We start from the raw sequence: 23,005 nt of genomic DNA on the forward strand, positions 1-23,005 counted from the left end.
CATGCCGTAGCTCACCACACGGGAACGGGCGATGGTGAGGGCTCGCGGTGGGCTTCACAGCAGGCCCAGCTCGTGGGCGCGCAGTGCGGCCTGGGTGCGGTCGCGCAGGGCGAGGCGGCTGAGGATGCGGGAGATGTGGTTCTTGACGGTGCCCTCGCTGAGATACAGCTGCGTGGCGATCTCCCGGTTGGTCCGGCCACGCGCCACGAGCCGCAGGATGTCGATCTCGCGCGGGCTGAAGGCGACCACCGGGGCCGGGACGGGGGCAGGTGGCGGCAGGGCGGCGGCGAGGCGGCCGGCCACCGAGGAGTCGAGCTGGGTGACTCCGGCGTGTGCCAGGCGGACCGCGTGGGCGAGTTCGTCGGCCGGCAGGTCCTTGAGCAGATAGCCGCTGGCGCCCGCTCGCAGCGCCTGGACGACGTACTCTTCGTCGTCGAACGTCGTGAGCATCACGACCCGGCACTCCGGCGCCCGGCCGCGCAGCACGGCGACGGCCTCGACGCCGTCCAGCTCCGGCATCCGTACATCCATCAACACGACGTCAGGCCGCAGTTCCACCGCCTTCGCCACGGCCTCCCGCCCGTTCACCGCCGTGCCGACGACCGTGATGCCGGGCCGGATGGAGAGCAGCGACGCGATGCCGTCCCGGATGAGCTGCTGGTCGTCCACCACCAGCACCCGCACCATCGTCGGCTCCTCGCTCACCGCTCGCCTCCGCCCCGCGGGACGACAACCGTGAGCCGCGTGCCCTCGCCCGGTCTGCTGTCGATGTCCACGCTGCCTGCCACGAGGTGCACTCGTTCCTTCATGCCGGTCAGGCCGAATCCGGCGGTGGCCACGTCCGGCGTGAAGCCGCAGCCGTCGTCGGCCAACGCCAGCCGCGCGCCGTGTTCGGTCAACCGGACGGCCACCGACACCCGCGAGGCTCCCGCGTGGCGCAGCGCGTTGGTCAGCCCCTCCTGCGCGGCCCGGTACAACGCGGTCAGTTCCGCCGCGCTGTATCCGTCCTCGTCGCCGCTCACCTCGACGGTGACGCGCGGTCCCGTACCGCCGTCACGCGCCCAGCCCTCGAGTGCGGCCGAGAGTGACGGGCGTGCGGCCTCGTCGCGCAGCGCGCGCACGGACTGCCGTACGTCGCCCAGCGCGAGCTTGACCGAGTGCCTGGCCTCGGTCATCGCCCGTCCGGCGGCGTCCGGGTCCAGGGTGCGGAACTCCGAGGCGATCTCCAACTGCACCGAGATCGCCGTGAGATGGTGGCCGAGGCTGTCGTGGATGTCCCGGGCCAGCCGGTTGCGCTCGGTCGCGGCGGACAGCTCCGCGACCCGCGCGGCGTACTCCTGCAGTTCACGCCGGGCCCGCTGTTCGCCGACGGCGACGGCCGCCATCGAGATGGCCAGTACCAGGCCGATGCCGAGCATGAGCAGGTCGGACACGTACTCCATGTCGCGGTACCAGCCGGGGGCGGTGAGCAGATAGCCGGTGAGCAGTCCGGCCACGCACAGCGCCGCCAGCGCGAGCGCAACCGTGCGGCCGAACGCGAAGTAGGCAGTGAACGGCAGCAGCACGAACAGCACTTGGGACAGTTCCGAGGCGTCCAGGGCGACCACGGCGGCCGTCAGGCCGAACCGGGCAAGCAGGAGCGGCACCCTGGCCTCGCTCCACCGGCGCCCCACCGCTTCCAGCGCGAACAGGGCCGCGAGGCCCGCCACGAAGCCGGCCGTGCGCCAGGACACCAGCCCGGGACCGTCGCCCAGATCCGCCGCCAGGTAGTAGAGACCGCCGACGAGCACCGCGCCGTACAACAGCGGCGACACCCACGGGACAGGAACATACGCCGCCATGTACACCCCCCACCCAGCCCGACGCTTCCGCCAGGCTAGGCCGGGTCCGAACGCCGGGGCGACACGGACGGGAAAGCTCCGGACAGGTATGGCCGAACGGCACATGCCGAACGGCACCCGTGCCGCCCGTGCGATGGTGACTTCCAGCGGCCTCTTTCGCCGCTGTGCACCTCCCTCCGCTGCCCCGTCACTCCCTACCGTTGCGGCCCTGACCTGCCCCTCGACGAACCGGAGTGGCCCACATGTCCTCACCGATCAGCACTGCACCGGTCTCCACCCGGCTCACCCGCCTCGGCGCCCTCTGCGGGGCGCTGTCCGGCCTGCTCATCGCCCTGCCCGCACTGGTCGAGGCCTTCACCGGGGAAACCGCCGCGACCAGCTTCCTCCTCGCCCTCTCCCCCGCGTTCTCCCTGTCGTTCCTCACCACGCTCCACCAGCGGCAGAGCCAGGCAACCGGCCGCTTCGGAGAGACCGCCTACGTCGTGAACCTCATCGGCCTCGGCCTCTTCGGCGGGGCCGCGTTCGCCTCGAACCTGGTGCTGTTCTACCTCGACGACGACGTCATCGACGCGGAACTCACAGGCCCCACCATTCCCGCACTCCTCGGCTCGGCCGTTGTCTTCGCGGTGGGCTGCGCCCTGTTCGGGGCGGCGACGATCCGTGCCCGCAGGTTGCCCAAGGTGCCGTCATGGGCGTACGCCGTCGCGCTGCCGCTGTTCGCGTTTCTGATCGCGCTGCCCGACTCGGTGTTCACGAGCGCGCTGCACATCGTCGTCGGGGCCACGTTGATATGGCTCTCGGCGGCGCTGTGGCAGTCTTCCCCGACGAGCGACCGGGCCGGCGTTCCGCGAAGTGATGCTCGCGCTGCCTGACGACTCCACGCAGAAGCAGCCGGGCGAAGTGAGGGCTGGGCACCGAGGTGGCGCATGCCGCGCAGCGGGGTCAGCTGCTCCGCGAAACAGGGCATCCCACTCCGCGATCCGCAAGGGCGGGCCGCTCCTCGGTGGGAAGCGTGCAGGACCGCGGCACCCACGCCAGGTCGGCCATCACCTGGTCGCTCCGCGGTGGCTGAGCCGGCGGCTCACGCCGCGCACCACGACGAATGGTGCGCGGCGTGAGCGCTGCTGGGACGCCGGTCGGGCTTGTCGTCAGGCCAACAGTTCCTGACGAACCGCGGCCTTCAGGTCGGCCAGCGCTTGGCGGTAGAACCGGGGACCGTAGGAGACTCGCGCTACGCCCAGCGCACTGAGCTTGGCCAGGTCCAGCACGTCCGGCCTGGTGTTGGCGTTGACCGGCCCGGGCAATTCGGCGACCAGGGTGACAAGGTCCCGCTCGTCGCCGACACCGATCGGGTAGACGCAGTCAGCCCCCGCCTCCAGGTAGCGGCGGCCTCGGCGGACCGCTTCCGCGACCCGCTCCTCCTCAGCCACCCCGGCTCCCGGCAGGAAGGCGTCGACGCGCGCGTTGACAACGAGGGGGACCCCGGCGTCGTCCGCGGCGGCTCGGATGGCCGACAGCCGCTCGGCATGCGCACCGGCGTCGACGAGTCCGCCTGCGGGGTGATCGGTGTCCTCCAGGTTGCAGCCGACCACGCCGGTCTCCAGCAACCGGTCCACCAGTTCCCGCGGCCGCAGTCCGTATCCCGCCTCGGCATCCATGGTGACCGGGACCTCCACCACACGGGCGATCCGGCCGGCCGCGGCGAACATCTCCTGCCAGGGCGCGCCCTCGCCGTCGGGGTAACCGAGCACCTCCGCGATCGCCGCGCTCGTGGTTGCCACCGCGGAGAACCCGGTCTCAGCCATGATCCTGGCGGTGGCCGCGTCCCACGCGTTCGGCAGAACGAGCATCTCATCGGCGTGATGCAGCTCGCGGAGCCGAACGGCATACGCCTTCAAGTCAGCGGTCATGTGATTCCTTCAAGTCGTGCGGACGCACCGTCAATCGGTGATCAAGCCGCCGGTGAGCGGATACGGTTCGCCTCCAAGATCTTGCCGCCCTGATGCCGCAAGTCCCCGACGATCAGCGAGGTGCGGCCCCTGCTCTACCTGCACGGACTGTCCAGCGGTGACTTCGTGCCCGCCCTGGAGCAGTTCCTGGGCTCGTCGGCGGGGCTGTCAGCGGCGACGGTGAACCGGCTGACCAGGCAGTGGCAGGACGACCACGACGCGTTCAGCGCCGCGACCTGTCGGACACCGACTACGTCCACGTGTGGGCCGACGGGGTGCACCCCAAGGTCCGTCTCGGGCAGGCCCACTCCTGCGTCCTGGTCCTGATGGGAGTACGCACCGACGGCACCAAGGAGCTGATCGCGCTCACGGAGGGCCTGCGGGAGTCGACCGAATCGTGGGCGGATCTGCTGCGGGACTGCCGGCGGCGCGGCATGCGTGATCCCGCCCTCGTCGTTGGAGACGGCGCGATGAGCCTGTGGCGCGCGCTCGCGGAAGTGTTTCCGCAGGCCAGACACCAAAGGTGCTGGGTCCACAAGACCCGCAACGTCATGAACGCACTACCGAAGTCCGCACAGCCGGGAGCGAAGAAGGCCCTGCAGGAGCTCTACAACGCGCAGGACCGGGCTCACGCCGAACAGGCGGTCCGGGAGTTCGCGAGGGCCTACGGGGCGAAGTGGCCCAAGGCGGTGAAGAAGATCACCGACGACCTCGACGAACTCTTGGCCTTCTACGACTTCCCGGCCGAGCACTGGATCCACCTGCGGACCACGAACCCCCATCGAGTCCACCTTCTCCACGGTCAAGCTGCGAACCAAGGTCACCCGCGGTGCCGGCAGCCCCGCCGCCGACCTCGCGATGGTCTTCAAGCTCACCGAAGCCGCCCAGGCGCGCTGGCGTGCGGTCACCGCACCCCACCTCGTCGCCCTCGTCCGCACCGGCACCCGCTTCGAAAACGGCCACCTCGTCGAACGGCCCGCAGCCGCCTGAACCTCACCCCACCTGCAGGTATTGACAACTACTCATCCGCGATGCATTCGCCGAGCAGTAGTGCAGCGACCGTCTCCGGAGCCTCATGCATTGCGTCGTGGCCGGTTGGGAGGTCGTGGACCTGCCACTCGGGATCGGCTCGGAGTCGGGTGCGGAGTTCAGCGAACGGCGTCCGGTCTTCCCATCCCGAGCAGTAGATGAACTCCCGACGGGGGACCTGGGCGAGCGTGCCTGTGAGCCGGATCGTTTGCAAGAACGAGGCGAGGGGATGGGGACGGCGGCGGGGATCGCCGCCGTCCGGCGGTCGGACGGCGTAGCCGGTGGTCGCAGCGCCGGCAGCGAACGCTTCCCGATAGCCCTCTGTCGTTGACGACCAGCACGACTCGCCATCGCGCGGTACGTAGGCGTCGAGGTGCACCAGTCGTGAGATCCGGCCGTCAGCGCGATCGGCGGCGGCAGCGATCACCATCCCGCCGTAGCTGTGGCCGACCAGCGTCGCGCTGGTGATGTGGGCGCGATCGAGGAGCCGCAACACGTCGTCGGCGTGCGTGTCGAGGTTGGCGGTCGCGACCGTCACGTTGTCCTCGTCAGGCCGCAGACCGGTCAGGGTCAGGGCGTGAACGGTATGACCGGCAAGCTCCAGCAGCGGAACCACCGCCTCAAACGACCAGGAGCCGTGCCAACCGCCGGGCACGAGGACGAACGTCGCCATGCGCTTCTCCTTCTCTCTCAAGCCGCGGCATCGAGGCAGGCTGCCTCGATGACATGTGGTTCGGTCGGGCGCTCTGCGCGACTGAAGACCACTCCGCATGGAGGCAGTGTCACCAGATCAAGGTGTGGCTGGCTGCCGATAGACTGCCAACTGATGCCTGTTCGCCGCCAACCTCGCCGGATCGCCGGTGTGACGTCACAGGTGTGGCCGTCCGGCGGGCGCCACCTCTGGCCATCCGGCGAAACAAGCGCAGTGCAGTCGCACGCACGGGGACACCTGGTATACGCAGCCAGCGGCGTCTTGACAGTTCACACCGAGCGCGGCACGTCGATCGTTCCCGCCAACCGGGTCGCCTGGACCCCCGCCGGGTTCACGCACTACCACCGCGCCCACGGCGACACCGACATGCGGATCGTTTTTCTCGCGCCATCCCTCGCCCGGCTCATACCAGACCATCCCGCCGTGTTCCTGGCCTCCGACCTCGCCCGCGAGGTCCTGCTCGCCCTGACCGGCCCCCGCAACTTCGACGACGCCGCGCCTGACTACAGCCGCTCCGCGCGCTCTCGCCTCCTTCGAGTCCTCGTCGATGAACTCCGCGAAGCGTACGAACAGCCACTGCACCTGCCGGAGCCACGGGACGACCGACTGCAAGCCATTGCCCGGATGCTGTACGAGAAGCCGACAGACAACACCACGCTGGCCGAACTCGGGAAGACGATCGGAGCCAGCACCCGCACCCTCAGCCGACTGTTCCGCAACGAATTCGGCATGACCTTCTATGAATGGCGCACGCAGCTACGCATCTACCACGCACTCGTGCTCCTCGCCGCCGGCCACGACACCACCCAAACCGCCTACGCCTGCGGATGGGCCAACCCCAGCAGCTTCATCGCAGCGTTCACCAACATCATCGGAACGACCCCGGGCCGCTACCGAACCAGCCACCAGACCACCGCCCGCGCATCTCAACTCCCGACGGTGGTCAAGTCCTCAAGGTGATTCGAACTCGCACCCGGGCCGATGTGGTCCGCGCCTGGACAGGAGATGCCCCCCGTGTGCCTCGCGATTCCCGCACAACTACAGCGGCGGCACCAACCGTCGGCCTGACCACGCGACAAGCCAGCAACGTCTACATCCTCGACTGCGAAGAACACCTGGACCTCTCGTGGAGGTCTGAGCTTTGCCGCCTCCGGCCCAACTTTGCTCCAGGGTCCCGGGGCATGAGCCCTGACGCCCGCTGGCGCAAGCGGGACAGCCAGGTCCTCTTCGCCGACGGCCCGTACGAACGCATCCACCTGACAGTGGACCAGGCCATCCATGTTGTTCTCGACATCGTCCACGTGATCGAGAAGTTGTGGGCGGCCTCGCGGTGTTTCCACACCGCCACCGATCCGGACGCCGCCTGCCGCTACCTGGAGAACAACGCCGCCTGTCTCCACTACGACAAGGCACTCGCGGCCGGATGGCCGATCGCCCGCGGCATCGTCGAAGGCGCCGCACGTCATCTGATGGCCGACCGGCTCGATATCACCAGCAGCGGGTGGACCGTCCCTGGAGCCGAAGCCGTCCTGACCCTCCGGGCCCTCATCAGCAACGGCGACTTCCCGCAGTACTGGATCTTCCACACCCACAGGGAGCGCGAACGCCTCTCCCCCGGCCCGACCAGCACACCTACGAACTCCTGGCCTGACCGGCGACCTCATTCCAGGAGCCGCACCCAACTTCTTCATCTCCGTCGCGCTCATCGCCAAGCCTGTGCCCGGCCGGTCATCTACCGACCCGTGGAAGTGAGGCCACCCGGGTAAGGCTCGTTGTTCGGGTCCCCAGGCGGGGCACGAACGGGCCGACCCCCAGACGCTTCGGGCGCGACAGGAGTTGAGATCACGGAGTGGCTGGGAGGCTGCGTATCCGCAGCATGGCTCCATCGCTTCCATGAGGGTCTGGAAGACTCCTCCCGCGCCCACATCCGGAGCCGGTCGTAGATCGTCGACCAGGAGCCGTAGTTCTCCGGCACATCCCGCCAGGGGCTGCCGGTACGGAACCGCCACATCACCGCGTTGAAGTAGCTGCGCAGGTCAGAGATCGGTTCGAACGCCCCCAGCGGCAGATGCGGCTCGATCAACCTCCACTCGGCATCGGTCAGATCACCACGCGTCACGCGACCGGTCCACCGCAGCCAGCACCTTCTTGAAGCGGGAATGACCGATCCGCACTTCACAGCCCCGCGAGCTGGCCTCCGTCGACGAGATGGGTGGAGCCGGTCTGGAAGGCGAAGTTGGGGGAAGCCAGACCCAGAGCGGCGGTGGCGATCTCTTCCGGCCTCGCCATGCGCTTCAAGGCGTCGACGCTCCGCTCGGCCAAGTCAGCCTTCATCCGGGCCCATTCCTCATCGGAGGAACCCTCAGGGCGGTGCACTTCGAGCATCGGCGTGTCGGTGATGCCCGGGGCGAGGGCGACCACGCGGATGTTGTGCGGGCCGTTCTCGATGGCCGCCGCCTGGACCAGGCCGGTCACACTGTTCTTGCTCGCCGTGTACGAGCTCAGTCCCGGCCGGGTCTGGAACTGGTTGGACGAGCCGGTCACCAGGATCACCCCGCCACCGCGCCGACGCATGTGCGGGATCTCGTACTTCATGGCCAGAAAGACACCGCGGGCATTGGTGAGGGACACGTCGTCCCACTCCTCCACCGACACCTCGTGCAAATCCGTGAACGCCTTCTGGATTCCCGCGTTGTTGAGCGCGATGTCCAGCCCGTCGTACGTCTCCACCACCCGGTCCACGAAGGCCTTCACCTGCACGGGCTCCCGGACGTCGGCCCGGAAGTACGTCGCCTCGCCGCCCGACGCGCGGATCTCCCGTTCGACCTCCCGACCCAGGCGAGCCGTCCGCCCGCAGAAGCCGACCTTCGCCCCCTCACGTGCGAAGGCGATGGCGGCGGCCCGCCCGATGCCTTTGGTCGCCCCGGTGATCAGCACCGTCTTGCCCGCGTAGCGGCCTTTGCCGGAACCCCGCACGTCACGTGCGGTCGACGCCGCCGACGCCGCCGGTGCCCCCATGCCGAGGCCGGTCGCCGTGGCTCCCGCCGCTGTGGCTGCCACGCCGCCCAGCACGGTGCGCCGGCTCATCGGTCCGCTCTTTCTGCCCATCACTGCTGTCCTCCTCGTCTCGGATGGTGTGGCGACAGGGGAACTCTCGGGTACGCCGGAGCCGCGTGCCTCCGCCGGACGGCGGGTGAAGAGGACCGACGAACGGCAGTGGCGCGGCGCGATACCCCCGACTTTCGTCGAATGCGCGCGGCGAACGCGCCGCCTACGATGCTGGGATGTCGACCAGGGATCCACGCCCCCGCGGCGGCTGGACCATGACGCGGCATCAGCGCCGGTTGCTGATGGCCGCGGTCCTGGCCTTCGTGTCGTACAAGGCGCTGCGTGACGCACTGACCACCGAGGCCGGCCTGGTCGAGGGCCGGGGAACGAGCGCGGCTGTGGCCGTGGTGCTCTGCGCGGCCCTGCCGCTGTGCGGGCGGCTGCCGGTGACCATCGCGGTCGTGGCCCTGGCCGGGTTCGTGCTGGACAGTCAGGTCTGGCCGGTGCTGATCGCGCTGTACGCGGTGGCCGTCCGCCGCCCCCCGGCCCTCGCGCTGGCCCTGACCGGTGCCGCGTATGTACCCGCCGCGTTCGCCCCGTTCCGCGAGCTGCTCAACATGCCCTTGCTGACCTTCATGCCGTGCGCGATGCTGATCGTGCCGGTGGCCTTCGGTCTGGCAGCGCGCAATCATCGGGAGCTCGCCCGGTCCTTGGCTCGCCAGCTCCAGGACACCGAGGCCGCCAACCGATTGCGCGACGAACGCGTACGCCTCTCCGAACGGGCCCGTATCGCCCGGGAGATGCACGACGTACTGGCCCACCGTCTCAGCCTGCTCGTCCTGCAGACCGGCGTACTGCAGCGGCGCGGCACGGAGGTGCCCGAGCCGGTACGGGAACGGCTCGACCTGCTCCGCGACACCAGCGCCAACGCCCTGGACGACCTGCGCGATCTGCTCGGTGCGCTGCGCGACCACGAGGGCCCGGTGCCGCTGACCCCGACGTCGGACGATCTGCCCGCCCTGATCGCCGACGCCGAAGCAGCGGGCACTCGGGTCCACGCCCGCATCGCCCCGCTGGCCGAACTGCCCGCGGCGGTACGCCTGGCGGTGCACCGCATCGTCCAGGAAGCCCTCACCAACGCCCGCAAACACGCCCCGACGGCACCGGTGGAGCTCACCGTCACGGTGGAGCGGGCGCGGGTCGAGGTGCGGGCCGCGAACATCTGCCCGCCCGCCACCGCCTTCACGTCCACCGAATCCGGTTCCCGCGGCTACGGGCTGGTGGGCGTCGCCGAACGCGTCGCTGCCATGCACGGCGACATGACCGCGACGCGTACGGACGACGGCCGCTTTGTGCTGCGCGCCGCACTGCCGGTCCCTGCCCACCCGGCCGACGGCGCGCAGGCGATGGAGAATCCCCCGCACGGCGCGCCCGCGACACAAGACATGGCACCGGCCGGGGAGGCGACGCTGTGATCAAGGTGATGATCGTCGACGACGATCCCTTCGTCAGGTCGGGTCTGAGCGACCTCGTCGTCACCGACGACGGACTGGAACTGGTCGGCGAGGCCGCGAACGGGCGCGAGGCCGTGGACCTCGCGAGCCGCTGCCGTACGGACGTGGCACTGGTCGACATCCGTATGCCGGTGATGGACGGCATCGCGGCGACCGGCGCCCTGCGCACACTGCCCCGCCCGCCGGCGGTGGCCATCCTCACCACCTTCGACCTCGACGAGTACGTGTACAGCGCCCTGCGGGCGGGCGCTGCCGGGTTCCTGCTCAAGGACACCCCGCCGGACGACATCCTGCGCGCCGTGCACATCGTGGCCGGCGGCGGAGCGATGCTCTCGCCGACGGTCACCCGCACGGTCATCAGCCGCTTCCACCGCCCCGACGCCGACCGCGCACGCTCCACCAAGAAGGCCGCCGCCCGGCTCACACCCCGCGAGCGCCAGGTACTGGACGCCTTGGCGGAGGGCATGACCAACGCGGACATCGGCAAGGTGCTGCGCCTCCGCGAATCGACGGTGAAGGCCCACGTCAGCCGCATCCTCACCGAACTCGGCGTGGCGAACCGCGTACAGGCGGCGATGGCCGCCCGGGATCTCGCCACATAGGCCCGCTCTCGCCATGATCCGGCGCAGCAGTGTCATCCGCCCCGCGCCGAGGCACGGTTGGGCAGTCGGTCAGACGCCGACCCGTCCGGCCACTGCGAGCCCGATGCGCTCCAGCAGTAGCCGGTGCCGCGTTCCTCCAGTGCGGTTCGCAGCTTGGGGGGTGCCGCCGTAGACCTCGTCGCCGGCAACCCATGCGGCCTGGTGGCCAGCGTCCAGGAACCGGGCAACCATACGAGTGGCCAGTTCCGGCTGGGTGGCGAAGGAGGTCTTCTCGGCAAGGCCCGCGGCGCGGCAGCGGTCGGGGTCGGGGTCGGAAGTACAGGAGCGCGGAACGTAGAGTTCCCGGTCCACTGCGGCGTGACCGTGCTGACCTGTGTAGACCAGGTAAACGGCGACTTGGGAGTTTTCGATCCGGCCGGCGGTGCCGGTGTACTGGCGCTGCACGCCGACCGTGCCAGTGCCCTTCTTCACGTCGCGGGTCTCGTCGACGACCAGCACCGCCTGGTCGTCGTGCAGGTGCTCCACCACGTAGCTGCGTACGTCGTCGCGGACCTGATCGGCATCCCACTTGGCCCTGCCCAGCAGGTGCTGCATGCCGTCCGGGGTCGTGTCGCCGGCCCACTCGGCGATGGTCCAGCAGTTCTTGCGCGGCAGGTCGGACAGCAGTCCAAGCACCAACTCCCTCATCCGGCTCCGGGTTTCGATGCGGGCGAACCGACCGGTGACCCGGCCATGAGGTTGTCGAACGCCTCCTCCTGCCGCGGGCGAGGTTCCCGCTGGGCCCTGCGGTCACCAGTTGGACGCCAGAGGCAGAAGGTTCTTTCACAGGCCCAACTGGTCACGCATCGCGTCGGCGTCGCGCAGGGCCCAGTGCTCGACGATTCGGCCGTTGCGGACGCGGACCATGTCCATGCTGAGGACCTCGTAGCGTCGGCCGGAGTCCGTGTGGGTGCCCCGGCTGGTGTACCGGTTGACGGAGGTGTCGCCGGAGACGACGTTCTGCTCGATCGTCACCGAGACGTCGTGGAACGCGCTGCCCGCGCTCATCCGCTCCCACTTCTGTCGCCAGGCTTCGCGTCCCCGGTGATCGCCCTGGGTGCCTCCCCGGTGGTCGACGACCTCGGGGTCGACCAGTTCCAGGGCGTCTTCGAGCCAGCCTTCCAGGATCTGCGCGTAGCTCTCGACGACGCGCCGGTGAATCTCTCCCGGTCCTGGGTGCGTGGTGTCTTCCGCTCCCTGCGGCATGCGGCATCTCCTCTGGTGGGGATACGTGAGGCGACAAGTGGGGAGTTCCCCGGTTGTCGCGTTCGGCTACCGTAACCGGGGAACTCCCCGATTAACAAGGAGGGTCATGTCATCGCAGAGCGCCGGACCCGCACCGCGTTCGGAACCCCAGCGTCGTCGTCGCGCGGACGCTCAGCGCAACCACGACCTGCTCGTGGCCGCGGCCAGAGACGTCTTCCACGACCACGGCGTCGACGCCCCGCTTGACGACATCGCCCGCCGGGCCGGCGTCGGCAACGCCACCATGTATCGGCACTTCCCGACGCGTCGCGAACTGATCATCGCCGTCTACTCCGAGGAAGTAGCCGAGCTCTGCGCCCGGAGCCAGTCCCTACTGGCCGAGGATCCTCCCGGCGACGCCCTCTTCGACTGGCTTCAGGATTTCATCGCACACGTGGCAGCCAAGCGGGAACTGGCGCTGTCGATCACCGATGACCGCACCGGTCAGCGATCAGCGCTGTTCGACCGCTGGCACCACTCGATGCACACAGCCGCATCCGCACTGCTGACCCGCGCGCAAAGCGCCGGTACCGTCCGCGCCGACCTCAACGCATCGGAACTCCTTGCCCTGGCCAACGGGATCGCCCTGACCACCACCGACGCCACTCAAGCAGAGCGACTCGTCGTCCTGGTCAGACAGGGCACGGACACTCCCTCGACACCGGACGACAGAATCCGCTGAAAGCGGCAAGCACCACGCCGACTTCCGCTGCACACTCGAAACACGCACTCTGGACCGCTCCCGCGAGCCACTCAGGCATGAAGATGACGACAGAAGCTCACCTGCCCGCGCGCCGATCGTGACCGGCTGCGCACGGACGTCCAGGAGCTGGTGCGGGTCGTACACGTCCTGGAGGTGGAGAATCAGCAACTACGCGAGGCAGCCGACGAGCAATGCTCAGGACCTGTGGATCGGGCTCGGGTTGGACGCGAAGGGCGTCCCTTCCCGAGTGATCGATTGAAGGTCGCCGAGTAGACCGACGCTGCGAACGTCGGTCGGGAAGGCACGCCCGCGCTCAGCGTAGTTAATAGCGTAGTTAATGCCGATGGCACCACGTCGAACGGCTCCTTGATCGACGAGATCGTCCGTGAGGGCGCCAGGCGAATGCTGGCCGCCGCGCTGGAGGCCGAAGTTGACGCCTACATAGCCGAGTTGGCCGATGAGAAGGACGAGCGTGGACGGCGGCTCGTGGTCCGCAACGGACACCACCAGCCCCGGAAGGTGACCACCGAGGCCCGGGACAGTCGAGGTGAAAGCCCCACGTGTCAACGACAAGCGCATCGACGGGGCGACGAGCGAGCGCAAGCGGTTCTCCTCGGCGATCCTGCCGCCCTGGACCCGCAAGTCCCCGAAGATCAGCGAGGTGCTGCCGCTGCTCTACCTGCACGGCCTGTCCAGCAGGGACTTCGTGCCCGCACTCGAGCAGTTCCTGGGCTCCTCGGCCGGCCTTTCCCCGGCCACCGTCACCCGGCTGACCACCCAGTGGCAGGCCGACCACAAGGCGTTCGGCGGGCGCGACCTCTCCGCCACGGACTACGTCGACGTCTGGGCGGACGGCATCCACCTGCGCATCCGCCGGGAAGAGACCAAGGCCGCCGTCCTGGTCGTCATGGGCGTGCGCGCGGACGGCACCAAGGAACTGATCGCCATGGCCGACGGCTACCGCGAGTCCTCGGAGTCCTGGGCGAACCTGCTGCGCGGTGGTGCCCGCCGCGGCATGCGGGCTCCCGTTCTCGCCGTCGGCGACGGCGCCCTCGGCTTCTGGAACGCGCTGAATGAGGTCTTCCCCGCCACCAGAGGTGCTGGGTTCACAAAACGGCCAATGTCCTCGACAGCATGCCCAAGTCGGCCCAGCCGGCGGCGAAGAAGGCCCTCCAGGACATCTACAACGCCGAGGACAGGGAACACGCCGCCAAGGCCGTCAAGACGTTCGCTCAGCAGTACGGGGTGAAGTTCCCCAAGGCCGTCAAGAAGATCACGGATGACGAGGTCGAGCTGCTGGCCTTCTACGACTTTCCCGCCGATCACTGGATCCATCTGCGGACCACGAACCCGATCGAGTCGACCTTCGCGACCGTGCGGCTGCGGACGCAGGTCACCAAGGGCGCCGGCTCCCGAGGCCGCTGCCCTGGCGATGGTCTTCAAGCTCGTCGAGTCCGCCCAGGCCCGCTGGCGGGCCGTGAACGCACCCCACCTCGTCGCCCTCGTCCGCGCCGGAGCCCGCTTCGAACGCGGCCACCTCGCCGAACACCCGGCCGCCGAACCCGTGAAAGAATCAGCGGCCTGATGAACCAACTGCATGCCTACATCGACGCTTGGCGACGACATGATGTGGTCGGAGTGCTGGGCACGTTGACCGACGACTGCGTGATCATCGAGTCCTATGGTCCGGTTTACCGCTGCCGGGAACGGGTCGAACAGTGGATGCGCGCTTGGTTCGGTGCCGGTGGTTCGGTCGATAGCTGGGAGATCACCTGGCAGGGGACGACCGGGGAGGCCCTGATCGCCGAATGGATCTTCTCCTGCACCTGGCAAGGAAAGGCGGCCACGTTCGAGGGTGCAACGATCGCCAGGCTCGAAGGGGAAAAGATCGCCTACCTTCGGGAGTACGCCACCACGGCGCCACTCTACGACTGGACGGGCACCTGGCGCGATTGACGTCCACAGGTCTTGACGATTCCTCGGTCGTGCGCCAGGGAAGTTTGAGCGCGCTTACCCGGTCCGAACGGCGCCCGACTTGCCCCTTCGGCGTCGCCCCGCCCCTGTGGTATGGGGCGACGCCGAAGGAACGCCTCAGAGAACCCTCACGCGCTCAGCCGTCGGCCCTTTCGCTCCCTGGACGACCTCGAACTCCACGCGCTGGTTCTCCTCCAGCACCCTGTCGCCATCAGACTGAATCGCGGAATAGTGCACGAACACATCTGTGTTGCCGCCTTCGACAGAGATGAACCCGAATCCCTTCTCGGCGTTGAACCACTTCACAACTCCCTGGGCCATGCCACTCCCTTGCGGTGATTCAAGACTGCGGCTGCCGACCGCCGTCGAATGTGTGACGTACGGAGCCCCGTCCGACCGGAAGCTGACGAATGGGAGCCGAACAGCACGCATTACGGAGAGTATGCGGCCAGGTACTCGCCGCATACGAGCCTCGCGGCCGCCGTCTGCGAGGCCGCGAATTGGACGCCCTCCTGCCAGCCAGCTCATGCATCCTCGGCGGCATCCGTCACGCAAGATTCGATGGCACGAACTGCCGTTCACCAACCTTCGGCGACAACGCTCAGCTTGTTTTTTTAACCCCTGGGCCTCTGGGGTGAAGTGCTCGATCATGGGTGAATGACTGCCTTTTACCATGTGTGCTTCGTAGTGCCGGACATCGAGCAGGCGATGCAGGACTTTCAGCGTGCGGCCGGGGTCGAGTGGAGTGATCCTGTGTCCGACCGGCTCGGTGAGTGGGACTACCGCATCGTCTTCACCGCCGGCGGGCCGCCCTTCATCGAACTCATCGAAGGGCCGCCGGGCAGTCCCTGGGACGCGTCCAGGGGAGCCAGGTTCGATCACATCGGCTTCTGGACCAGCGATGTACGGCACGGTTCCCAGCGTTTGGAAGAAGCGAGCATGCCCGTGGACTTCTCCGGCTGCCCCTACGGCCGGCCGTTCGCCTACCACCAGATGGACAGCATCGGTGCCCGGATCGAACTCGTTGACGTCGCCAGGCAGGCCAGCTTCCTCAACGGGTGGCATCCGGGCGGGAAGCCGATGCCCGTCATCGACGAGACGCCCAGAAGCTGAGCTCTCGTCACGCGATGCAGCTTCGAACGGCGGAGGCAAGCGTTCTTGAGGCGCTTCGATCTTGAACATACTTTCCGTTTTGTGAAGCAGACGCTCGGCTGGACCCGTCCCAGGCTCCGTACTCCCGAGGCCGCGGGCCGGTGGACATGGCTCGTGATCGCGGCGCATACCCAGCTCCGGCTCACCCGCGAGGCCGCGGCCGATCTCCGCCGCCCCTGGGAGAAGCGGGCCGAGCCCGCCCGGCTCACCCCGGCCCGCGTCCGCCGGGGGTTCAGGAACCTCCGCCCTCACCTGCACAGTCCGGCCCGTGCGCCCAAACCCTCAACCCCCGGTCCAGGACGCCCACTTGGCTCGAAGAACCAGCGACCCGCCACCCGTCACAACGTGGGCAAATCGACCAGGCGCCCAGAAAGCATCGCTGAACGTAATCAACTCAAAGCTCGCAGACCATAAAACACAAGCTCAGAGCCTGTTTCACATTTCTGTTTCCGTGTTCAGGCGACTCCGGGGTGGCTCGTTGTGGGGGTGTGCTGTGCGAACGAGTATCTGCACAGTCTCACACTCACACCTTTGTCTACTCCCCCAACTGGCCTTACGTACAACGCTCGCTGCCCCGAGAGTTGAGACACCGGCGCCACCGACGGCACGGACGGCCGTGGCCTCGTCGGTGAACGCTCGATGGAAGGAACCGATCCGCAGGACTGGAAGAGGTCTCATGATTCTCCGTAAGGCACTGGCTGTCGTCGGCTTGTACTCGGCGGCTGCGACCACAGCGGGATGAAGAAAATCAAGCGCGTAGTGGCAGTCACGTGGACGAAAACCACACCGGACGACTGCAATTCCACCCAACTCGGGGAGAACACATGAAGCACATGCGACGTATCCTCACGGTCGGTCGGCACATTCTCGGCGACCCTCGCGGCGGGCGCTGCGCCCGCCATCGCCGACACCTACCCCAAGGGGGACCCCAAGGCCGCCTCGCAGGCATCAGCAGTTCAACGCTTCGGCGCTCCCGGAACCAACATCGGAGTGAACGCATTCAATGACTGCCCCCAGGGCCGTCTCTGCCTCTGGGACAACCGAGAGGCAGGCGGTCTGCGCCTCGCTGTCTTAACGCCCCCCGACGATTGGAGGCTGACCAGCGTTTCCGTAAACCGTACGAACAGCGTCTGGAACCGCACGGGGCGTATAGCCCTCCTGGAGGACGACAACTGCGATGTCTCACTTCGCGTAGACCCTGGCGATAGGCTGCCGGACCTGGGTAGCATCGATCGAATCGGTCGTGACGGTACCTGGAACAACAAGATCGACAGTGGGTGGTTCTACCTCTAAGTACGGTCGCCCTCTGAAAACTCCCGCCGACCAGGTCGGCGGGGCGGAAACGCGGGCACTCCACAAGCACCGGGCGACTGTTCTGCTCAGTCCTGATAGCTCGACTCGACCACGCGAATGCTGTCAGTGAGCGTTTTCAGCGTTGCCGCTCCAGGGTGAGGACAGCGGCGGCGATCGACGTCATTCGATTCGGGCTGCGTCGGGCTTTGCGGAAGATCCGCCAGGACTTGAGCCGTGCGACGCCGCGCTCGACCGGTGCCCGGGGAAGGTGACCACCGCGGCCGGGACGGTCGAGGTGAAGGCGCCGCGCGTCAACGACAGGCGCACCGACGAGACGACGGGCGAGCGCAAGCGGTTCTCCTCGGCGATCCTGCCGCCCTGGGCCCGGAAGTCCCCGAAGATCAGCGAAGTGCTGCCCCTGCTCTACCTGCACGGATTGTCCTCCGGTGACTTCGTGCCCGCGCTCGAGCAGTTCCTGGGCAGCTCGGTCGGTCTTTCGCCGGCCACCGTCACCCGCCTCACTGCCCAGTGGCAGGCCGACCACAAGGCGTTCGGCGAGCGCGACCTGGCTGGCAGCGACTACGTCTACGTCTGGGCCGACGGCATCCACCTGCGCATTCGCCTGGCCGAGGCGAAGTCCTGCGTCCTGGTGCTCATGGGCGTACGTGCCGACGGCACAAAGGAACTGATCGCGATGTCCGACGGCTACCGCGAGTCCGCCGAATCCTGGGCCGATCTCCTGCGGGACTGCGCCCGCCGCGGCATGCGCGCACCCGTCCTCGCCGTCGGCGACGGCGCGCTCGGCTTCTGGAAGGCTCTGGCCGAAGGCTTTCCGGCCGCCCGGCACCAGAGATGCTGGGTTCATAAAACGGCCAATGTGGTCAACACGCTGCCGAAGTCGGCCCAGTCAGGCGCCCGCAAGGCTCTGCAGGACATCTACAACGCCGAGGACCGTGACCACGCCTTCAAGGAGATCACCGCCTTCGAGGACGCCTACGGCACCAAGTGGCCCAAGGCGGTCAGGAAGATCACCGATGACGTGGACGAGCTGCTGGCGTTCTACGACTTCCCCGTCGGCCACTGGATCCGCCTGCGCACCACCAACCCCATCGAGTTCACCTTCGCCACGGTCCGGCTCCGCACGAAGGTGACCAAGGGCGCTGGCAGCGCGGCCGTCGCCCTCGCCATGGTCTTCAAGCGCGTCGAGACCGCCCAGCAGCGGTGGCGGGCCGTGAACGCACCCCACCTCGTCGCCCTCGTCCGTGCCGGAGCCCGCTTCGAACGCGGCGTGCTCGTCGAACGATCCGACGAGCACGCCGCCTAGCCTGCCGCCGACGGAGCCGGTTAGGGCGCGTATTCGGTTGTGATCAACAGATGGCCCGGGCGAGGTCCTTGAGCCAGATCATCGAGGCGCGAAGGCAGATGCCGGAGAGGTAGCTCGCGTGTGTCTTGTCGTACCGGGTAGCGATACCTCGCCACGCCTTCAGCTTGTTGATCAGCCGCTCAACGGTGTTCCGCGCCTTGTAAAGATCGGCGTCGTGGCTGACGGGCCTACCGCCCCGGCTGTCCTTCTTCTGCCGGTTGGCAGCTTGGTCCATCTTCTCCGGGATGACCGCCTTGATACGGCGTTTGCGCAGGTGGGCGCGATTGTCATGCGACGAGTACGCTTTGTCTCCGGCGACTGCGTCAGGCCGCGTGCGGGGGACAGCCGACGAGCCCGCGCACCCGTACCCTCTTCAGGACGGGGATGAACTGCGGGCTGTCCGCTACCTGGCCCGGGGTCAGGAGGAACGCCAGCGGGCGGCATCTCCGATCGCCGGCGACGTGAATTTTGCTGGTCTGTCCGCCCTGGAGCGTCCGAGGAGGGCGGCCTTCAGCCGAAGGTTGTGCCGGCGCCGGATGTGTCTTCGTTCATCCCGTTCAGGAGCTCCTTCGGCCCACTTGTCCCGGTTTGTTCGTCGCAATCGCCCCCTTTACGTTGGCCTTCTCAGCCTCCATGGCGACCTTCTCCAAAGAGGTGAGACATCCTCGTCCAGGTGCATCCCGGCCGCGTCGTGGTGGGCCCGGACGGTGGTGGAGTCGATGCTGACCAGGGACAAGGTCGGTCCACCTCACCGCGCTTCGCGGCTTCCGCAATCAGGCCCTCCAGCAGGGCCTCGAAGACCCTGGCGTCACGCCACTGCCGGAAGCGGTTGTGGACGGTCGACCAGGCGCCGAACTGCGCCGGCATCTCCCGCCACTGCCCGCCAGTCCTGAACCGCCAGATCACACCCTCGAACTGTTGCCGCAGTCGCTCGGGGTACGGGCCGTACTCACCGACCGGCAGGTACGGCTTGATGAACTCCCACTCCGAATCCGTCAGTTGCACTCGCGCCACCCAAGAACGTCCACCGGTCTGGGGCCTGCCGCGAAGGCAAATCTCGCAGATTGATCACGACGTGATGCGCGCCCTGGCACTCCAGCACCGGTTTTCGGCTGGACTTTTCCCGAGCCAAGCCGGGGACATGGCGGCCCGGAGTTCATTGTGGCCCATGCGGTCCAGAACTTGTATTGTGCGGGTATGCCTCGACCTCGTGAGTTCGATGAAAATCGCGTGCTTCTCGCTATCCGCGACGAGTTCTGGGACAAGGGCTACGCGGCGACATCGATGGACGACCTGCTGCGCGTGAGCGGGCTGGGCAAAGGCAGCCTCTACGGGGCGTTCGGGGATAAGCGCAGCCTGTTCCTGCGGGTGCTGCGCGACTACGACGACGCGAACCTGCTGATGCTGCGCGAGCGTCTGGTTTCCGCGGCGCGGGGGATCGACGTGGTGCGCGAGTTCGTACTCGGCCTGACCGGCGATCCGACCGGGGCAGTTGCGCGTCGGGGCTGCCTGCTGGCCAACAGCAACGCCGAGCTTGCCGCCAGCACTCCGGACGTCGCAGCTGAGGCTCGCCGCAGCTACAACGCGATCGCCACCGTCCTCACCGCGGCGCTGGAGCGCGCCCAGAGCGAAGGCGACCTCGACCTCGACATCGACCCTTCTGAGACCGCCCGCGCGGCCCTCGTCGCGCAACTCGGCCTCATCACTCTCGGGCGCACCGGCATGGACATCGGAGCGCTCACCGTGATAGCCCAGTCCGCCCTGGCACGGTTGCTGCCCACTCCGGCGCAGTAGCAGCAACACCGGCCGACCTGTACCGCCACGGCCTGCAACCGACTCCGAACCCTGGGGCCGCCCTGAGGCTGTGCGCTGCGACTCCTGCGGAGGACCGCGCTCCGCAGGCCGGGCTCCTGCGCGCTGCCAGTCGTCAGGCGACTCGAATCGCGACCCGGCAGGCCGATACCGCCGCGGCGGTCGGCGCTGCCGGTGGTGTGGCCCCGCCGTTGTCCGACCAGAGGTCGCGGGTGCGGGACAACTGCCCGCAGCCTGCTCAGCCCGGCTACGGGGCCGCGCCGGGAAGCCCCGATGCCGAAGCAATCTTGACTGTGCGGTCCATATCAGGGAAGGTTGTGGACGCAACAGTCCATAACTTGAAGGAGGCGGCATGGCCGTCTTGGAAGACAAGGTCGCCGTGGTCACCGGGGCCAGCACCGGCATCGGGTTCGCGACCGCGCGCGCATTCCGCGACGAGGGCGCCACGGTGTTCATCACCGGTCGCCGCAAAGACGCGCTCGACGCCGCGGTTGCCGAGCTCGGACCTGGCGTGACCGGCGTGGTCTGCGATGCTTCGGTGCCCTCAGAGCTAGTTGCGTTCTACAGCACCGTGCGCGACCAGGCCGGACGCATCGACGTGCTGGTCGCCAACGCCGGCGTCGGCACCGCGGCGCCGCTCGGCGAGGTGACGGAAGATCTGATCGACTCGGTGTTCGCCACCAACGTCAAGGGAACGATCTTCACTCTCCAGCAGGCGCTGCCGCTGCTCAGCACAAACGCTTCGGTAATCCTGACGGGTTCGATCGCTGCGACACGGCCCAACCTGGGACTTGAGGTCTACGCAGCGTCGAAGGCCGCAGTCCGCACGCTCGCCCGCGGCTGGGCTCTCAGCGCGCGCACACACGGCTTCCGGGTCAACGTCGTATCCCCGGGCGGTACGCGCACCCCTGGTCTGTTTGAGCTGGTCACACCCGAGATGCTCAAGCAGGCCGAAGGCGCTGTTCCCCTCGGCCGGCTTGCCGAGCCCGAGGAGATCGCCGCCGTGACGACGTTCCTCGCCTCGGACGCGTCGAGCTACGTCAACGGTGCCGAGTTCTTCGCCGACGGTGGATACGCGCAGGCATGAGCGCTCTCGTAAGCGCCGATTCAGGTGTGTCTCACGCACGGTCCGGGGCTGGGGCGGTGGCTTGGAGCGTGTCTCGATAACCTGAAGGCGTGGCGAGGTATCGCTACCCGGTACGACAAGACACACGCGAGCTACACCTCCGGCCACTACCTTCGCGCCTCGATGATCTGGCTCAAGGACCTCGCCCGGGCCATCTGTTGATCGCAACCGAATACACCTAGTAGTGCTTCGTTACCTTGGGTGATCTCGCGTGGTGATGGGCATCTTCGAAGCATGAGGTTGGGGGAGGTGGAACGGCTCCGGGGTGAGTTATCGGAGTTCGTTGCCGATGTGTTCGGGTCGTTGCCGCGGCGGGATCAGCGGCGGTGGGGCGAGTGTTATCTGCGGGGCCTGATGCTGGACGGCCGGCGCAAGTCGATCCAGCCGATGGCCGAGCGGCTGCCGGACGGCAACATGCAGGCCCTGCAGCAGTTCGTGAACCAGTCGCCGTGGGAGTGGACACCCGTGCGCCAGCGGATCGCCCGGCGGTTGTGCGAGGCGATCGGGCCTGAGGTGTGGGTGGTCGACGACGTGTCGTTTCCCAAGTGCGGCACCGCGTCGGTGGGGGTGGCCCGCCAGTGCTGCGGAGCGTTGGGAAAGCGGGCGAACTGCCAGGTCGCGGTCAGTGTGCACGCGGCCACCGACGCTGCCTCGTGCCCGCTGGAGTGGGAGTTGTTCCTGCCCGGGGAATGGTCGCAAGACCAGCAGCGGCGCCGACGAGCCGGGGTGCCCGACGAGGTCTGTCATGTGTCCAAGACGCGTCTGGCGCTGGGGGTGCTGGACCGGCTGGCCGCGCAGGGGCTGGCGGTATCGGTGATCGTGGCGGATGCCGGATATGGCCGCAGCGTCTCCTTCCGGCTCGCGTTGGAGGAACGCGGCTGGTCCTACGTCATGGCCGTCGATCCCAAGGAGATCGCCCGGCCCTCGACCGCCGAACCTCATCAGCCCGACTACGCCGGGCTGGGGCCGCCCACGCTGCCCCGTTACCGCGACCCCGCCCGACCGCTTCTGGGCCTCATCGACGCCGACACCCTGTTTCAGGAGGTCACCTGGCGGCAGGGCAGCAAAGGTGCGATGACCTCGCGTTTCGCCGTGCTCGAGGTGAGGCCGTCGGGCAAGGAGGCCAGCCGAACCGCCCAGGAGCAGGCCGGCGGACGCAGCCGCTGGGACGGCGTTCTGCCGCTGCGGACCCTGCTCGTCGAGCAGCCCGAAGAAGCTGCCGGGCCGACCGGGTACTGGATGAGCAACCTGCCGGTTACCACCCCGATCACCGACCTGGTGCGGTGGGCGAAGATGCGGTGGCGGATCGAGCACGACTACCGCGAACTCAAACACGGCCTGGGGCTAGATCACTTCGAGGGCCGCACCTGGCGCGGCTGGCACCACCACGTCACCCTCGTCACCGCCGCCCAGGCCTTCCTCACCCTGCGGCGGCTCGACCCAAAAGCACACACGTCGGCCTGACCCTCTACCAGGTCCTCGACATCCTCCAGGACCTGCTGAAGTGCTGGACCGGCACCTGCACCACCTGCGGCCGGCCCCTGTCGGCCAGCAGATCCAGAACTTAACGAAGCACTACTAGGAGCGGGTCCGGCGGATCATG

21 protein-coding genes and 8 pseudogenes are annotated in these 23,005 nt (G+C 68.0%); 17 read left to right on the forward strand and 12 right to left on the reverse strand.

Annotated elements, in window-relative coordinates:
* Positions 1-54: 54 nt before the first annotated feature.
* On the reverse strand, positions 55-687 hold the full coding sequence (locus QQY66_RS00720) for a response regulator transcription factor (protein WP_301987084.1): 633 nt from the start codon (positions 685-687) through the stop codon (positions 55-57).
* A gap of 14 nt (positions 688-701) precedes the next feature.
* Positions 702-1,841, reverse strand: coding sequence for a sensor histidine kinase (locus QQY66_RS00725; RefSeq protein ID WP_301977068.1), 1,140 nt, complete (start codon positions 1,839-1,841; stop codon positions 702-704).
* Between the two features lie 242 nt (positions 1,842-2,083).
* On the opposite strand from QQY66_RS00725, the gene QQY66_RS00730 reads away from it, so the two are divergent.
* Positions 2,084-2,713, forward strand: a complete 630-nt coding sequence (locus QQY66_RS00730; RefSeq protein ID WP_301977069.1) for a hypothetical protein — start codon at positions 2,084-2,086, stop codon at positions 2,711-2,713.
* A gap of 276 nt (positions 2,714-2,989) precedes the next feature.
* Here the strand turns inward: QQY66_RS00730 and QQY66_RS00735 are convergent, their stop codons facing one another.
* A complete protein-coding gene (locus tag QQY66_RS00735) occupies positions 2,990-3,751 on the reverse strand; it encodes an isocitrate lyase/phosphoenolpyruvate mutase family protein (protein ID WP_301977070.1) in 762 nt (253 codons plus the stop codon).
* A 51-nt stretch (positions 3,752-3,802) separates the two neighbouring features.
* On the opposite strand from QQY66_RS00735, the pseudogene QQY66_RS00740 reads away from it, so the two are divergent.
* Positions 3,803-4,780, forward strand: a pseudogene (locus QQY66_RS00740) (IS256 family transposase); the annotation flags it as partial.
* 28 nt (positions 4,781-4,808) lie between these two features.
* On the opposite strand, the gene QQY66_RS00745 reads toward QQY66_RS00740, so the two are convergent.
* On the reverse strand, positions 4,809-5,492 hold the full coding sequence (locus QQY66_RS00745) for an alpha/beta fold hydrolase (protein ID WP_301977072.1): 684 nt from the start codon (positions 5,490-5,492) through the stop codon (positions 4,809-4,811).
* Positions 5,493-5,792: 300 nt separating this feature from the next.
* Between QQY66_RS00745 and QQY66_RS00750 the strand changes: the two genes are divergently transcribed.
* Together QQY66_RS00750 and QQY66_RS00755 are read left to right on the forward strand one after the other, a co-directional pair.
* Entirely contained in the window at positions 5,793-6,491 is a 699-nt protein-coding gene (locus tag QQY66_RS00750; RefSeq protein ID WP_301977073.1) for an AraC family transcriptional regulator, read from the forward strand.
* Positions 6,492-6,712: 221 nt separating this feature from the next.
* Positions 6,713-7,297 (forward strand): hypothetical protein, encoded by a 585-nt coding sequence (locus QQY66_RS00755; RefSeq protein WP_301977074.1) that lies wholly within the window; start codon positions 6,713-6,715, stop codon positions 7,295-7,297.
* Here QQY66_RS00755 and QQY66_RS50165 read toward each other — a convergent pair.
* A complete protein-coding gene (locus QQY66_RS50165) occupies positions 7,264-7,710 on the reverse strand; it encodes a transposase (RefSeq protein WP_367666951.1) in 447 nt (148 codons plus the stop codon). The two genes, QQY66_RS00755 and QQY66_RS50165, sit on opposite strands and share 34 nt — an antisense overlap.
* Positions 7,707-8,618: an SDR family NAD(P)-dependent oxidoreductase gene (locus QQY66_RS00760; protein WP_301977075.1), complete on the reverse strand. Its 912-nt coding sequence runs from the start codon at positions 8,616-8,618 to the stop codon at positions 7,707-7,709. The genes QQY66_RS50165 and QQY66_RS00760 overlap by 4 nt, the downstream gene beginning before the upstream one ends.
* Before the next feature lie 197 nt (positions 8,619-8,815).
* On the opposite strand from QQY66_RS00760, the gene QQY66_RS00765 reads away from it, so the two are divergent.
* Both QQY66_RS00765 and QQY66_RS00770 read left to right on the forward strand, forming a co-directional pair.
* Positions 8,816-10,054, forward strand: coding sequence for a sensor histidine kinase (locus QQY66_RS00765; RefSeq protein WP_301977076.1), 1,239 nt, complete (start codon positions 8,816-8,818; stop codon positions 10,052-10,054).
* Entirely contained in the window at positions 10,051-10,695 is a 645-nt protein-coding gene (locus tag QQY66_RS00770) for a response regulator transcription factor (protein WP_301977078.1), read from the forward strand. Before QQY66_RS00765 ends, QQY66_RS00770 begins: the two co-directional genes overlap by 4 nt.
* 116 nt (positions 10,696-10,811) lie before the next feature.
* Here QQY66_RS00770 and QQY66_RS00775 read toward each other — a convergent pair.
* Both QQY66_RS00775 and QQY66_RS00780 read right to left on the reverse strand, forming a co-directional pair.
* Positions 10,812-11,382, reverse strand: a pseudogene (locus tag QQY66_RS00775) (IS701 family transposase); the annotation flags it as partial.
* A 135-nt stretch (positions 11,383-11,517) separates the two neighbouring features.
* On the reverse strand, positions 11,518-11,940 hold the full coding sequence (locus tag QQY66_RS00780; protein WP_301977079.1) for an ester cyclase: 423 nt from the start codon (positions 11,938-11,940) through the stop codon (positions 11,518-11,520).
* Positions 11,941-12,046: 106 nt separating this feature from the next.
* Here QQY66_RS00780 and QQY66_RS00785 point away from each other — a divergent pair, with 106 nt between their 5' ends.
* The 3 genes and pseudogenes from QQY66_RS00785 to QQY66_RS00795 all read left to right on the forward strand — a co-directional run bounded on the left by QQY66_RS00785 (position 12,047) and on the right by QQY66_RS00795 (position 14,638).
* On the forward strand, positions 12,047-12,661 hold the full coding sequence (locus QQY66_RS00785; protein WP_301977080.1) for a TetR/AcrR family transcriptional regulator: 615 nt from the start codon (positions 12,047-12,049) through the stop codon (positions 12,659-12,661).
* Positions 12,662-13,048: 387 nt separating this feature from the next.
* Positions 13,049-14,267: pseudogene (locus QQY66_RS00790) on the forward strand (IS256 family transposase).
* The gene (locus QQY66_RS00795) at positions 14,267-14,638 is read left to right on the forward strand and encodes a nuclear transport factor 2 family protein (RefSeq protein ID WP_301977081.1); all 372 of its coding nucleotides are present in this window, start codon (positions 14,267-14,269) and stop codon (positions 14,636-14,638) included. The pseudogene QQY66_RS00790 and the gene QQY66_RS00795 overlap by 1 nt, the downstream one beginning before the upstream one ends.
* Before the next feature lie 135 nt (positions 14,639-14,773).
* On the opposite strand, the gene QQY66_RS00800 is transcribed toward QQY66_RS00795, so the two are convergent.
* Positions 14,774-14,977, reverse strand: a complete 204-nt coding sequence (locus QQY66_RS00800) for a cold-shock protein (RefSeq protein ID WP_301977082.1) — start codon at positions 14,975-14,977, stop codon at positions 14,774-14,776.
* A gap of 336 nt (positions 14,978-15,313) precedes the next feature.
* Between QQY66_RS00800 and QQY66_RS00805 the strand changes: the two genes are divergently transcribed.
* The 3 genes and pseudogenes from QQY66_RS00805 to QQY66_RS50170 all read left to right on the forward strand — a co-directional run bounded on the left by QQY66_RS00805 (position 15,314) and on the right by QQY66_RS50170 (position 17,101).
* Positions 15,314-15,769 carry a VOC family protein gene (locus tag QQY66_RS00805; protein ID WP_301977083.1) on the forward strand — a complete coding sequence of 152 codons (456 nt, stop codon included), beginning with the start codon at positions 15,314-15,316 and terminating at the stop codon, positions 15,767-15,769.
* Between the two features lie 36 nt (positions 15,770-15,805).
* Positions 15,806-16,222, forward strand: a pseudogene (locus QQY66_RS00810) (transposase); the annotation flags it as partial.
* Between the two features lie 576 nt (positions 16,223-16,798).
* Positions 16,799-17,101, forward strand: coding sequence for a peptidase inhibitor family I36 protein (locus tag QQY66_RS50170; protein WP_367666952.1), 303 nt, complete (start codon positions 16,799-16,801; stop codon positions 17,099-17,101).
* A 136-nt stretch (positions 17,102-17,237) separates the two neighbouring features.
* Here QQY66_RS50170 and QQY66_RS00815 read toward each other — a convergent pair.
* Positions 17,238-17,363 (reverse strand): annotated as a pseudogene (locus QQY66_RS00815) (IS5/IS1182 family transposase); the annotation flags it as partial.
* 3 nt (positions 17,364-17,366) lie between these two features.
* Between QQY66_RS00815 and QQY66_RS00820 the strand changes: the two are divergent.
* A pseudogene (locus tag QQY66_RS00820) lies at positions 17,367-18,425 on the forward strand (IS256 family transposase); the annotation flags it as partial.
* A gap of 124 nt (positions 18,426-18,549) precedes the next feature.
* Here the strand turns inward: QQY66_RS00820 and QQY66_RS00825 are convergent.
* Positions 18,550-18,952, reverse strand: a pseudogene (locus QQY66_RS00825) (IS5 family transposase); the annotation flags it as partial.
* Between the two features lie 136 nt (positions 18,953-19,088).
* Complete coding sequence (locus QQY66_RS00830) at positions 19,089-19,478, reverse strand: transposase (protein WP_367666953.1); 390 nt, start codon at positions 19,476-19,478, stop codon at positions 19,089-19,091.
* 183 nt (positions 19,479-19,661) lie between these two features.
* Here QQY66_RS00830 and QQY66_RS00835 point away from each other — a divergent pair, with 183 nt between their 5' ends.
* From QQY66_RS00835 to QQY66_RS00850, 4 genes and pseudogenes are all read left to right on the forward strand, one after another.
* Positions 19,662-20,258, forward strand: a complete 597-nt coding sequence (locus tag QQY66_RS00835; RefSeq protein ID WP_301977084.1) for a TetR/AcrR family transcriptional regulator — start codon at positions 19,662-19,664, stop codon at positions 20,256-20,258.
* Between the two features lie 370 nt (positions 20,259-20,628).
* On the forward strand, positions 20,629-21,363 hold the full coding sequence (locus QQY66_RS00840) for an SDR family NAD(P)-dependent oxidoreductase (protein WP_301977085.1): 735 nt from the start codon (positions 20,629-20,631) through the stop codon (positions 21,361-21,363).
* 72 nt (positions 21,364-21,435) lie between these two features.
* A pseudogene (locus QQY66_RS00845) lies at positions 21,436-21,564 on the forward strand (IS5/IS1182 family transposase); the annotation flags it as partial.
* Positions 21,565-21,636: 72 nt separating this feature from the next.
* Positions 21,637-22,866 carry an IS701 family transposase gene (locus QQY66_RS00850; RefSeq protein WP_301977086.1) on the forward strand — a complete coding sequence of 410 codons (1,230 nt, stop codon included), beginning with the start codon at positions 21,637-21,639 and terminating at the stop codon, positions 22,864-22,866.
* The last annotated feature ends 139 nt before the right edge of the window (positions 22,867-23,005 follow it).

The organism is Streptomyces sp. DG2A-72, from assembly GCF_030499575.1.
Lineage (GTDB): Bacteria > Actinomycetota > Actinomycetes > Streptomycetales > Streptomycetaceae > Streptomyces.